Below are 12,166 nucleotides of genomic sequence, written 5' to 3'. Positions count from 1 at the left end.
GTTGACCTCACACTTCGTTGTCGAGAGTTGCTTGACGATAGCACTCGTCGGGCACACTTTGCCACACAGTGGGAAAGTGTGCCCGACGAGTGATACCGTCACCTCCATGCAGTCCCGTGAACAGCACCACGACGTCGTGGTCGTCGGCGGCGGCCTCGCCGGTGTGAGCGCCGCAGTCGCCGCCGCCCGCCTCGGCTCCAGCGTCGCCCTCGTGACCAACCGTCCGGTCCTCGGCGGCAACTCCTCGAGCGAGATCCGGGTGTGGGTGGTCGGCGCCACGGCGCACGGCACGCAGCGGTTCGCCCGCGAGACCGGCGTCATGGGCGAGCTGTTCTTGGAGAACCAGTACCGGAACCCGCAGGGCAACGCGATCTACTGGGACCAGGTGGTGCTCGACCTCGTGCGGGCCGAACCGAACGTGCACCTGCACCTGAACACCGACGTGCGGACGGTGGCCACCGACGGCGACCGCATCACCTCCGTCACCGGCTGGACGATGGGCTCCGAGATCGAGACCACCTTCCGTGCGCCGGTGTTCCTCGACTGCACCGGCGACGGTCTCGTGGGTGCCCTCGCCGGGGCGTCGTACCGGATCGGCCGCGAGGGTCGCGACGAGTACGGGGAGGCATGGGCGCCGGAGCACCCCGACGACGAACTGCTCGGCAGCTCGATCTTCTTCTCGACGCACGACACCGGCCGCCCGGAGCGGTTCGTCCCGCCGTCGATCGCCGTCGACCTCGCGCGGACCCCGATCCTGGCGAACCGGGCGATCAAGACCGGCGACAACGGGTGCAACTACTGGTGGATCGAGTGGGGCGGCGAGCTCGACACCGTCACCGAGAACGAACGCATCCGCGACGAGCTCTGGGGCGTCGTCTACGGCATCTGGGACCACATCAAGAACTCCGGCGCGTTCGACGCCGACTCCCTCACCCTCGACTGGGTCGGCGCGATCCCCGGCAAGCGGGAGTACCGCCGGTTCGTGGGTGACCACACCCTGACGCAGCAGGACCTGTTGTCACAGCGGAGCTTCCCGGACACGGTCGCGTTCGGCGGCTGGTCGATCGACCTGCACCCCGTCGAGGGCGTCTACGCCGAGACCGCCGGGGCGCAGCAGCGGTACACCGACGGCACGTACGACATCCCGTTCCGCTCCCTCTACTCCGCCGACGTCGCCAACCTGCTCTTCGCCGGCCGGAACATCTCCGCCTCGCACGTGGCGTTCGGCTCCACCCGCGTGATGGCCACCTGCGCGACCCAGGGACAGGCCGCCGGGACCGCAGCGCACCTCGCGGCCCGGCACGGCCTGACCCCGCGGGAACTCGGCACCGACCACGTCGCGATGCTGCAGCAGACCCTGCTGCGCGAGGACGCCCCGCTCATCGGCGTCCGGGCGGTCGACGGCGCCGACCTGGCCCAGCGCGCCCGGGTCAGCGCGAGCAGCGAGCTCACCGCGCTCGACACCACACCGTGGCTGACCGACGACACGTTCACGCTCGACCGCGACGTCGCGGTCGTCCTGCCCGTCGACCCGGCGCTCGGCACGTTCACGCTGCGGACCGACGCCGACGCCGCCACCGACCTGACCATCGAGCTCTGGACCACCGGGAAGCCGCAGAACTACGCGCCGATCGAGCACGTCGCGACGCACACGGCGTCGGTGCCGGCGGGCGCGGGCGACGCCGTGGTCGACCTGGCCTTCCACCCGGACGAGCCGTGCAACGCGGTCGTCGTCGTGCGGCAAGCGCCCGGCGTGCGCGTGCTCCTCACCGAGGGGCACCCGTACGGCGTCCTCGCGCTCCGGGCCCGGTCGGCCGACGACGAACAGTTCGACGACCACATCCCCGAGGAGGCCGACCAGCCCGTCACCGACTGGGAGGCGCGAGCCCTGCGCGGACGCTCCTTCGCGTTCACCGCGGCCGGCGCGTCGGACGCCTGGCGCGCCTCCCGGCTGACCGACGGCTACCAGCGCCCCTTCGGCGGACCGCACCTGTGGTCCAGCGCGGCCGGGGACGGCGCAGCCGTCGTCACGCTCGACTGGGACGGACCCGTCGACGTGCACCAGGTCCGTCTGGTCTGGAACGACGACGTCGACGCCGACCTCATCAACCTGCACCACCACCGGACGCCGTGGGACGCCGTCCCGACCCTCGCCCGGGACTACCGGGTGGAGGCGTGCGTCGACGGCTCGTGGCAGACGCTCGCGACCGTCACCGACAACCGGCACCGGCACCGCATCCACGACGTCGCACCGGTGCGCACCGCATCGCTCCGCGTCGTGGTGACCGCCACGAACGGATCGCCGTTCGTCACGGCGAGCGCCGTGAAGGTCTACTGACCGACCGCACCACCCCCAGCACCACCACCGATCAAGGGAGATCGCCATGCGCCTGCGCGCCGTCACGATCGCGACCACCGTCGCGATCGCACTCACCGCCATCGGGACGGGAGGCGCGGCTGCCGTCGCCAGCACCGCCTCCGGTCCGTCGGCGGTCACCCCCGGGACCGCCGCGATCCAGGCGGACCCCGGCAACCCGACCGCACCCACCGCGACCGCGCACACGGTGTCGGTGAACGGCACGGCGGTCCCGGTCCGAGCCGAGTCGGTGAGCGGCACCGCACACGACGTCGCGATGTTCACCAAGGGCACGGGGACCGCCACCGTCAGCGTCACGATGCCCGGTCTCGCGGCGTCGGCCGTCCCCGTCGTGACGCCGCGGACGCTCGGGGTCGGCACGACCCGGTCCGGCGACACCGTGACGTTCACGATCCGCGACGCCCACCCGCTCGTCGTCGAGACGCCCGGGGTCCGCGCGCTGTTCCTCTTCGTCACCCCGTCGGAGACCGCGGTGCCGTCCGCGGGCGACCCGGGCGTGCTGTACTTCGGCCCGGGCGAACACGACGCCGGGGTCATCCGTCCGCAGTCCGGGCAGACCGTCTACCTCGCCCCCGGAGCCCTGGTGCACGGCCGCATCGACGGTGACGGCGTCACCGGGGTGCAGGTCATCGGGCGCGGGATCCTCGACGCCGGCACGGACACGTCGCGGACCGACAAGACGATGGCGATCCGGTTCCACGACAGCTCGGACATCACGGTCTCCGGCATCGGGGTCCGCAACGCCCAGTGGTGGCAGACGCTGTACATCCGGTCCTCGGGCATCCACGTCTCCTGGCTGAACCTGATGGGCACGCTCATCAACAACGACGGCATCGACACCGACGGCGTGCAGGACATGACCGTCGAGCACAACTTCGTGATGAGCGGCGACGACGGCTTCGGGTGGCACGCCCTCGACGCGGCGACGAACGGCGAACCGGAGACCCGCGGCCTGCACGCGACGGACACCACGTTCTGGAACGTCACCGGCGGCAACCCGGTCCGCTTCGGCTCCTCGATGGAGACCGAGGTCTTCACCGACGTCTCGATCACGCAGTCCTACGTGCTCCGTGCGAAGGAGGTCGCGCTGAAGTTCGACGTGCAGGACTGGGCGACGGTCTCAGACGTCACGGTGGACGGCTTCCACGTCGAGTCGCAACCGGTCGGGAAGCAGGCCATCGTGCTCCAGGTCCTCAAGGGGCAGTACTCGAACGACACCGGGTACCGCGACGAGCGCGGCCGGATCACGGGCATCACCATCCGCGACTTCACCGACGTCGCGGCCGACCCGGTGACCCTGTCCGGGTGGGACGGCACGCACGGGATCTCGGACGTCGCGTTCGAGGACGTCGTGCTCGGGGGTGCGCCCCTCACCGCGGCACAGGTCCGCACGAACCAGTTCGTCAGCGGCGTCACGGTGTCCTGATCGACTCCACGGGACAGAATGGGCGGATGGCCACCACCCCTCCGAACCAGAGCATCGAGCGCGCCGCGGCTGTCCTCGGCGCGCTCGGTGCTGCCGACGGGGCGATGCGCGCCTCCGACATCGCACGCGCGATCGACCTCGGGACCTCCACCACCGGGCGACTGCTCGCCACGCTCGAGTCACTCGAGTACGTGCGCCGCGACCCGGAGTCGCAGGGGTACTCCGTCGGCCGCGCCGTGCTCGAGCTCGCCAGCCAGGGGCTCAACCACAACCCCGTGCACCGCGAGAGCCGGGCCGCCGCCCAGGAGCTCGCACACCGCATCGGGCTGACCGCCAACGTCGGCGTGCAGGACGACGCGTCCTGCATCTACCTCTGCCACTTCGAGGGGTCGCTCGCTCCGAAGTCGCACACCATGATCGGGATGCGCCAGCCGATGCACGCCTCGGCGCTCGGCAAGGCGCTCATGCTCGACCGGTCGCAGGCGGAGCGGACCGAGCTGCTCGGCGAGGACCTCGCCCGATACACGGACCACACCATCACGTCGCACGACGAGCTCACGGCGGACCTGGCGGCGTCGGCGAAGCGCGGGTGGTGCGTGGAGAACCAGGAACTCGCGCTCGGCCGGTTCTGCATCGCGGCGCCGATCCGGAACGCCTCCGGCCGGATCGCGGCAGCCCTGTCGATCTCGGGACGGGTGACGCAGCTGCGGGACCGTGACATGGACTCACTCGCCGAGGACCTCATCGAGGTCGCCGACCGGATCAGCGTCGGGCTCGGCATGATCAGCGCGGTCGCGCACTGACGGACGGGAGGCGCGGTGCCGGCTGGCACCGCGCCTCCCGTCCGTCAGTGGGTCGCGCTGGTCGCGCGCGTCGCGCTGGTCGCGTCAGTCGCGCGAGGGGAGCAGGTGGATCGCCTCCATGGCGAGCTCGGCCGCGATCGGGTCCTTCGCGACCACCGCCGCCTTGAGCTTCGCCAGCTCCGGCAGGATGACGTCCGCCGGGATGAGCTCGGCGAGCTCCGGTACCCGCAGCTTGAACGCGAGCCCGTCCGTCGTGGACTTGCAGAGCTGCTCGAGCGACTTGTTGCCGCAGTGGTCGGCCCACATGGCGTAGATCTCGGCACCGTTCCGGGCGACCTCGCCCTGGTGCTGGCGCTCGACCTGGGTGGTCACGTCGTCGAGCATCTTGACGACCTTCTTGCGCTGCGGGTCGGTGAAGCGCGGCACGGCCAGGCGCACGACGCCGCCGTAGATGACGCCGAGCGTGCGGTAGGCGTCGAGCAGCTCGTCCTTCGTCGGAGCGGCGACCCGGGTGTAGCGGTTCGGCGCCATCTCGATGAGGCCGGCGCGGGCGAGCTCGGCCAGGGCCTCGCGGATCGGGGTGCGCGAGACGCCCAGCCAGGAGATCAGGTCGTCGTCGTTCAGTCGCTCGCCGGGTTCGAGGGTGCCGTCCATGATCGCGTCCCGGATCTTGTCCTGCACGGTGTCACGGAGGAGCTTCCGCTCGGCTGCGGGCTGCGTCGAAGGAACTGGCATGCTCCCCAGCGTGTCACATGTGATGGGCTGCGCGCGACAGGCGCGACGGCCACCAGGCACGCCGTCCCAGGTCGTACGCCAACGCGGGCACGAGCAGCGACCGGACGACGATGGTGTCGAGCAGCACACCGAACGCGACGACGAAGGCGATCTGCACCAGGAAGAGGATCGGGATGACGCCGAGCGCCGCGAACGTCGCCGCGAGCACGATGCCCGCGGACGTGATCACCCCGCCCGTCACACCGAGGCCGCGGAGCACGCCCTCGTGCGGGCCGTGCCGGAGCGCCTCCTCGCGGACGCGGGTCATCAAGAAGATGTTGTAGTCCACGCCGAGCGCCACCAGGAACACGAACGAGTAGAGCGGCACCGAGGGGTCCGCGCCGGGGAAGTGGAAGACGTGGTCGAACACGAGCGCGCCCACGCCGAGGGCCGCGGCGAACGACACGATCACGCTGCCGATGAGCACGAGCGGCGCCACGATGCTCCGCAGCAGGAGCATCAGGATGAGCAGGATCACGACGAGCACGACGGGGATGATGAGCGTGCGGTCGCGGATGCCGGTGTCGTTCGTGTCGACCGCCGTGGCGGTGACGCCGCCGACGATCGCTCCCGGGTCCACCCGCTCGACGGCGGTCCGGAGGTCGCGGACGGTCTGCTCGGCGGCATCGGAGTCCGCCGGGTCGGACAGCGTCGCCTCGAGCAGCACGTCCCCGCGGGAGACCGTCGGCGTCGCGCCACCGCCCTGGCCGAGCGCCACGGTGCCGGACGGGGCGTCCTTCGCCGCCGCGACCACCCCGTCCACTCCGTCGACGCCGGCGACCGCGCGGGCGAGCTCGTCGGCCTTCGAGGCCGAGCCGATGACCTGTGCCGGGCTGCCGGAGCCGCCGGGGAAGTGGTCGGCGAGGACGTCCTGCCCGTCGCGCGCCTGGGAGCTGCCGATGACGAGGTCGCTCTGCGGGACCCCGTCGGCCTTGAGCCCGATCAACCCGGTGCCCATCGCGAGGAGCCCGACCGTGCACACGATCCAGACCACCCGGGACCGCCGGGCCACGAGCCGACCGACCTTCGCCCAGACCCCGCGGGCCTCCGGGCCGGTCAGCACCGGGTGGGCGCTGCCGTGGGCCGGACGGAGCGGCCAGAACGCCGCACGCCGGAACGCCATCAGGAGCGCCGGCAGCAGGGTGAGGGCCGCGAGCAGACTGAACGCGATGCCGATCGCCGCGACGGGGCCGAGCGCCTTGTTCGAGTTGAGGTCGGAGAGCAGCAGGCAGAGCACACCGACGATGACGGTCCCGCCCGAGGCCAGGATCGGTTCGAGACTCCCCCGCAGTGCTGCCTTCGTGGCACCCCAGCCGGTGCGGTGGTCGCGCAGCGCCTCGCGGAAACGCGCCGTGTAGAGGAGTGCGTAGTCCGTCGCCGCGCCGATGACGAGGATCGAGAGGATGCCCTGCACCTGGCCGTTGACGGTGACGACGCCCGCCTTCGCGAGCCACCACACGACGAGGATCGACGCGCACAGGGCGAAGGTCGCGGTGCCGAGCACGAGGATCGGCAGCAGCGGTGACCGGTAGACGACGATGAGGATCACGAAGACCGCGGCGAGCGCCACCCCGAGCAGGATCCCGTCGATGCCGGCGAACGCCTCGGTCAGGTCGGCGGTGAACCCGGCGGGGCCGGTGACGTACCCCTGGAGCCCGGACGGGAGCGCGTCGTCGACGTCGGTCCGGATCGCCTCCACCGCGTCACCCGTGTCGGCGTCCTGCGTCAGCGTGGCGATGATCTCGACCGCGTCGCCGTCCTCGCTCGGGATGGCCGGGCTGACCCCCTGCACGTCGTCCCGCTTCCCGAGGTCGGTCGCGAGGGTCGAGGCGGCGGCACGGTCGGCCGTGGTGAGCCCGCCGTCGCGCGACAGGACGACGATCGCGGGCGCACCGGATGTCTGTCGGAACTCCGAGGCCCGTTCCTGCACCTTCGTGGCGTCGGCCGACGCCGGCAGGAACGAGGTCTGGTCGTTCGTGGAGACCTCGGAGATCTTGCCGAAGTAGGGACCGCCGACGGAGGCGATCGCGAGCCATGCCACGATGACGAGCGCGGGGAGGACGATGCGGAGGAAGCGGGACACGACCGTGAGCGTACTCCAATCGTCAGCATGCTGATTACTAGACGATCCGGAGCGCGGCCACCCGTAGACTCCGTACATGGACGACGCCCCGGACGGATGGCCCCTCGGCCGCCTCCTCTCCGCAGCGGCACGGGCGGTGGAACGGGACTGGGACGAGCGACTCCGTGCGATCGGCCTCCCGCACGCCGCGCTCATCGCCGTCGACATCCTGATCCGCACGGGCCCGACCGGCGCCGACACCATCGCACGCACCGCCCGCGTCCAGCCGCAGACGATGTCCCGGACCCTCGAGCGGATGGAACGCGACGGGCTCGTCGAGCGCTCCCCGCACCCGGCTGACCGACGACGTCGGATCGTCACCGTGACCGACCGCGGGCGCGACGCCTGGGAGACCGCACGGCACATCGAACGGGACGTCCTGCCCGACGACCCCGCCCTCCGGCAGGCACTCACGGCGTTGGTGGACCGCAGCGGTCGAGCACGCAACTGATCCCCTAGCGTCTGATATTTCTCATGCGGTAGACTGGTCGAGTCGGTAGCACGGCCGACCCGACCCCGCAGGAGCCCCGATGTCCGAGCGCCGCGCCGCCCGCCTGGCCGCCGAAGCCGCCGAAGCCGCCACGAAGCCGAACGGACGGAAGCGGAAGCGCCCGTTCCTCGTCGCGCTCGTCGCCACCCTCGGCTCACTCGTCGCCATCGCCGCGGTGATCGCCGTCGTGGCCAGCGTCTTCATCGGCGGCCTCGCCCGCAGCTACGACGCCGGCGGGGACGTCATCGAGGACCCGTTCCCGACCGGCTCACGCCCCGCTCCGTCCGACGGTTCCCAGAACATCCTGCTCATCGGCTCGGACTCGCGGTCGGACGGGAACCCCGACGGCGACCACCGGGAGCTCGACATCGGCGGACGATCCGACACGCTGATGCTCGCGCACGTCCCCGCCGACCGGAAGGCCGTCCACCTGATGTCGATCATGCGCGACTCGTGGGTCGACGTCCCCGGCCACGGGAAGGCGAAGATCAACGCCGCGTACTCCTGGGGCGGGGTGCCCCTGACGGTGCAGACCGTCGAGCAGCTCCTCGACGTCCGCATCGACCACGTCGCCGAGATCGACTTCCGGGGGTTCACGGGCATGACCGACGCGCTCGGCGGGGTCACGGTGCACTCCGCCCGGGCCTTCACCGCGCAGGGACACTCGTACACGGCGGGCGCGAACCGTCTCGACGGGGACGCCGCGCTGGCCTTCGTCCGCGAGCGCCACTCCTTCGCCGACGCCGACTTCACCCGCGTGCGGAACCAGCAGGCGTTCATGCGCGGCATCCTCGAGGGCGTCATGTCGACGGGGACGATCACGAACCCCGGCCGCATCCAGGACTTCGTGACGGCGACGAGCGGGTACCTGTCCGTCGACGAGGGCCTGACCTTCCCGACGCTCGTCGGCCTCGGGTGGTCCCTGCGCGACGTCCGGCCGTCCGACCTCACCACGTTCACGATGCCCACCGCCGGCACCGGTACCGCTCCCGACGGTCAGTCGATCGTCACCGTGAACACGCTCGCGGTGCAGTCCCTGTCCCAGGCGCTCCGCTCGGACGACGTGCCCGGCTGGCTGCAGGACAACCCGCAGTAGCGCAGACGACGGAACGCCCCGTGACCGTGGTCACGGGGCGTTCTGTCGATCAGCGGACCGATCAGGCGGGGAGCTGGAGCTCCTGGCCGGCGTAGATCAGGTTCGCGTCGTCGATGGTCGACGTGTTCGCGGCCCAGAGCTCGTTCCAGCCGCCGTCGATGTGCAGCTTCGTCGCGATGCTGTCGAGCGTGTCGCCCGAGGCGATCGTGTAGGTCTTGCCGCTCGTCTTCACGGGCGCGGGCTTGGCCGGTGCTGCCGGCTTCGGCGCGACCTGCGGTGCGGCCGGCGTCGTCGCCTGCTGCGGCGCGGCCTGCTGCTGCGGCGCGGCCTGCTGCTGCTGCGCGGCGGGCGCGGGAGCTGCCGGAGCCGCGGCCTGGGGAGCTGCACCGGTGGTGCCGCTCAGGCCGAGCTTCGCGGAGCAGGCCGGCCAGGCGCCCCACCCCTGCGAGGCGAGGACGCGCTCGGCGACGGCGATCTGGGCCTCGCGGCTCGCGGAGGCCGGGTTGCCCGCGCCGCCGTTCGCCTGCCAGGTACCGAGGTTGAACTGCAGGCCGCCGTAGTAGCCGTTGCCGGTGTTGATCGCCCAGTTGCCGCCGGACTCGCACTGCGCGAGGGCGTCCCAGGTCGAGCCGGATGCTGCGTTCGCGGGGGCTGCCGCGAGGCCGACACCGGTCGCGGCGATGCCGGCGAAGGCCAGGCCACCGACGATGGTGCGGGTACGGGAAAGCTTCTTCATGGTTGATACTCCAAGCAGTTGCGGGAGCGCCACCGAGGGTGGGGGTCTCGTGCCGGGGGCGCCTCGGTCGGCCACCATAGGAAACTCTTCACCGTTATCAAACCGAGACAAACGGTTCTACCCATCGGTGGTACGTACCCCGGCACCGAGTCTGTACGCGCCGATCGCCGCAGGCGCGGCGATCACGGCGTACCCGGGTACGTGACCTTGGCAGTTCCCTGGCAATGACGGCCTGGAGGCACGTGGCGGCGGTGAACCGGGCCTCCGGTGCGCCGTCCGGCTAGGTCCGGGACAGCAGCGTGACCGCTTCGAGGTGGCCCGTCTGCGGGAACATGTCGAGCACCCGAGCGCGCCGCAGGCGCAGCGACGGCATCCTCGCGAGGTCCTTCGCGAGCGTCACCGGGTTGCAGCTGGAGTAGACGACGTGCTGGACGTCGGACTCCTCGAGCCAGGTCGACAGCGTCTCGCCGATCCCGCGCCGCGGGGGGTTCACGACGACGAGTTCCGGCAGCGCCTCCGGACGGGACCGCAGCGCGTGCTGCGTCGCGTCGTCCGCGGCGAACCGGACGCCGTCGAGCCCCGCCTCGCGCGCGGACTGCTTCGCCGACCGGATCGCCTCGCGACTGGTCTCGATCCCGGTCACCGCGCGGCCGGTGCGTGCGGCGTGCAGGGCGAAGCCGCCGACGCCGCAGTACAGGTCCCACATCGATGCGGGCGCGACCTCGTCGATCCACGCCGACGCCTGGGCGTACAGCTGCGCGGCGACGTGCGTGTTCGTCTGGAAGAAGCTCTGCGGGCGCAGGTGCATCGTGACGGCACCGAGTCGCATCGGCAGCGTCTCCTGCTCGGTGAGCACGATCTCGCGCTCGCCCTCGGTGACGGCCTTGTGCTCGGGCAGCAGGTTCGCGGTGACGACGACCGCGTTCGGCAGGACCCTGCGCAGCGCGGCGAGGTGCTGCCGGATCCGCGGGACCTGGCCCTCGGAGCGGAGGACGAACCGCACCATGAGCTCGCCGTCGGGCGACTCGGTCACGAGCACGAACTTCAGTTCGCCACGGCGGGCGGCGACGTCGTACGGGATGAGGCCGGCGTCGGCGATGAAGTCCGCCAGGACCGGCAGTGCGTGCTGGATCCCCGGCGTGCAGATGCCGCAGTGCCGCAGGTCGACGCCCCGCTGCCGGTGGTCGAGGATCCCCACCGTCGGGCGCTGCACCGTGCCGCCGACGACCATCTTCGCCTTGTTCCGGTACGCCGACTCGGGGCTCGTGATCGCCGGCAACCACGTGACGGCGTCCGGTCCGCCCGCGGCCTCGACGGCGTCGTGCAGGAGCTCGCGCGTCCGGATCTCCTTGTCGAGGACCTGGTCGGCGTACGGCTGCCCCATGAGCGTGCACGAGCGGCACACCCCGCGGTCGAAGTAGTCGCACTGCATGGCCGAGTCAGGATACGGCAGCGGCGTCCCTCGTCGTGGTCGGGATCCGGTGGACGGACGTCGTCGCGGCCAGGAACAGCGTCGTGCCGTCGTCGCCGCCGAAGCACAGGTTCGCGACCGTCTCCGGGACGGCGATCTCGCCCACCCGGACGCCGCTCGGATCGAACACGACCACCCCGCGGTGCGACGACGACCACACGTTGCCGTGCACGTCGACCCGGATGCCGTCCGGAACCCCCTCGCCCGGCTCGAGCCGCGCGAACACCCGCCCGTTCTTCAGCAGGTCCCCGACGCGGTCGTAGGCACGGATCACCGGTTCGTCGGACGACGAGCTCGCGATGTAGAGGACACGCTCGGCGGGGTCGAAGGCGAGCCCGTTCGGCTCGTCCACGTCGACGGCCACCGGCCGGAGGTCCTCGCCGCCGGGGCCGCACCGGAACACCCAGTGGTCGCGGTACTCGCGCTCACCCGGGTGACCCTCGCGCGGTTGGGTGATGCCGTACGCCGGGTCGGTGAACCACACGCTGCCGTCCCGGGCCACGACGACGTCGTTCGGGGAGTTCAGCCGGACGCCGTTCCAGCGGTCGACGATCGGCGTGACGGTGCCGTCGCGGTCCCGCTCGACCCGTCGGTGTCCGTGCGAGCACTGCACGACGCTGCCGTCGCGGTCGAGCGTGCGACCGTTCGTGAACTCCACCGCCTCGGCGTAGGCGTCGACGAGTCCGGTGTCGGCGTGCCACTGCAGGATGCGGTCGCCGGGGATGTCCGACCAGCGCAGGGTCCGGGTCGCGGGGATCCAGCACGGGCCCTCGGCCCAGGTGCTGCCCGTGGCGATCGTCTCGAGCGCGGTGGGATCGGGGACGAGGTCTGCGAAGGAGTGGGGCACGTCGTCATGCACGACCCCAGCGTA

General features: G+C 71.5%; 10 protein-coding genes. 5 read left to right on the top strand and 5 right to left on the bottom strand.

Annotation, left to right across the window (positions count from 1 at the left end; all coding sequences use genetic code 11):
• The first annotated feature begins 1 nt into the window (after position 1).
• From ACRQ4B_RS04240 to ACRQ4B_RS04230, 3 genes are read left to right on the top strand one after another with little or no spacing between them, the layout of a single operon-like run.
• Positions 2–2,338, top strand: a complete 2,337-nt coding sequence (locus tag ACRQ4B_RS04240) for an FAD-dependent oxidoreductase (RefSeq protein WP_439693449.1) — start codon at positions 2–4, stop codon at positions 2,336–2,338.
• A gap of 46 nt (positions 2,339–2,384) precedes the next feature.
• A complete protein-coding gene (locus ACRQ4B_RS04235; RefSeq protein WP_439693448.1) occupies positions 2,385–3,803 on the top strand; it encodes a hypothetical protein in 1,419 nt (472 codons plus the stop codon).
• A gap of 26 nt (positions 3,804–3,829) precedes the next feature.
• Entirely contained in the window at positions 3,830–4,606 is a 777-nt protein-coding gene (locus ACRQ4B_RS04230; RefSeq protein ID WP_439693447.1) for an IclR family transcriptional regulator, read from the top strand.
• Positions 4,607–4,690: 84 nt separating this feature from the next.
• On the opposite strand, the gene ACRQ4B_RS04225 is transcribed toward ACRQ4B_RS04230, so the two are convergent.
• Positions 4,691–5,341: a GntR family transcriptional regulator gene (locus ACRQ4B_RS04225; protein WP_439693446.1), complete on the bottom strand. Its 651-nt coding sequence runs from the start codon at positions 5,339–5,341 to the stop codon at positions 4,691–4,693.
• 13 nt (positions 5,342–5,354) lie between these two features.
• Positions 5,355–7,463 (bottom strand): MMPL family transporter, encoded by a 2,109-nt coding sequence (locus ACRQ4B_RS04220; protein WP_439693445.1) that lies wholly within the window; start codon positions 7,461–7,463, stop codon positions 5,355–5,357.
• Positions 7,464–7,539: 76 nt separating this feature from the next.
• On the opposite strand from ACRQ4B_RS04220, the gene ACRQ4B_RS04215 reads away from it, so the two are divergent.
• The gene (locus tag ACRQ4B_RS04215; protein WP_439693444.1) at positions 7,540–7,953 is read left to right on the top strand and encodes a MarR family winged helix-turn-helix transcriptional regulator; all 414 of its coding nucleotides are present in this window, start codon (positions 7,540–7,542) and stop codon (positions 7,951–7,953) included.
• Between the two features lie 79 nt (positions 7,954–8,032).
• Entirely contained in the window at positions 8,033–9,088 is a 1,056-nt protein-coding gene (locus ACRQ4B_RS04210; RefSeq protein WP_439693443.1) for an LCP family protein, read from the top strand.
• A gap of 61 nt (positions 9,089–9,149) precedes the next feature.
• On the opposite strand, the gene ACRQ4B_RS04205 is transcribed toward ACRQ4B_RS04210, so the two are convergent.
• From ACRQ4B_RS04205 to ACRQ4B_RS04195, 3 genes are all read right to left on the bottom strand, one after another.
• Entirely contained in the window at positions 9,150–9,824 is a 675-nt protein-coding gene (locus ACRQ4B_RS04205) for a transglycosylase family protein (protein ID WP_439693442.1), read from the bottom strand.
• A 280-nt stretch (positions 9,825–10,104) separates the two neighbouring features.
• Positions 10,105–11,256 (bottom strand): 23S rRNA (uracil(747)-C(5))-methyltransferase RlmC, encoded by a 1,152-nt coding sequence (rlmC, locus tag ACRQ4B_RS04200; protein WP_439693441.1) that lies wholly within the window; start codon positions 11,254–11,256, stop codon positions 10,105–10,107.
• A gap of 7 nt (positions 11,257–11,263) precedes the next feature.
• The gene (locus ACRQ4B_RS04195; RefSeq protein ID WP_439693440.1) at positions 11,264–12,154 is read right to left on the bottom strand and encodes an SMP-30/gluconolactonase/LRE family protein; all 891 of its coding nucleotides are present in this window, start codon (positions 12,152–12,154) and stop codon (positions 11,264–11,266) included.
• Between the last annotated feature and the right edge of the window lie 12 nt (positions 12,155–12,166).

This window comes from Curtobacterium sp. SP.BCo (assembly GCF_051903265.1).
Lineage (GTDB): Bacteria > Actinomycetota > Actinomycetes > Actinomycetales > Microbacteriaceae > Curtobacterium.
Note: the sequence above shows the minus strand (reverse complement) of the source record. Positions and strands in the feature narration are given on the sequence as shown.

Bases quoted from the DNA above. Each gene is read 5' to 3' on its own strand.
- rlmC (WP_439693441.1), bottom strand. From the start codon at position 11,256: ATGCAGTGCGACTACTTCGACCGCGGGGTGTGCCGCTCGTGCACGCTC.
- ACRQ4B_RS04205 (WP_439693442.1), bottom strand. From the start codon at position 9,824: ATGAAGAAGCTTTCCCGTACCCGCACCATCGTCGGTGGCCTGGCCTTC.
- ACRQ4B_RS04210 (WP_439693443.1), top strand. From the start codon at position 8,033: ATGTCCGAGCGCCGCGCCGCCCGCCTGGCCGCCGAAGCCGCCGAAGCC.
- ACRQ4B_RS04230 (WP_439693447.1), top strand. From the start codon at position 3,830: ATGGCCACCACCCCTCCGAACCAGAGCATCGAGCGCGCCGCGGCTGTC.
- ACRQ4B_RS04225 (WP_439693446.1), bottom strand. From the start codon at position 5,341: ATGCCAGTTCCTTCGACGCAGCCCGCAGCCGAGCGGAAGCTCCTCCGT.
- ACRQ4B_RS04215 (WP_439693444.1), top strand. From the start codon at position 7,540: ATGGACGACGCCCCGGACGGATGGCCCCTCGGCCGCCTCCTCTCCGCA.
- ACRQ4B_RS04235 (WP_439693448.1), top strand. From the start codon at position 2,385: ATGCGCCTGCGCGCCGTCACGATCGCGACCACCGTCGCGATCGCACTC.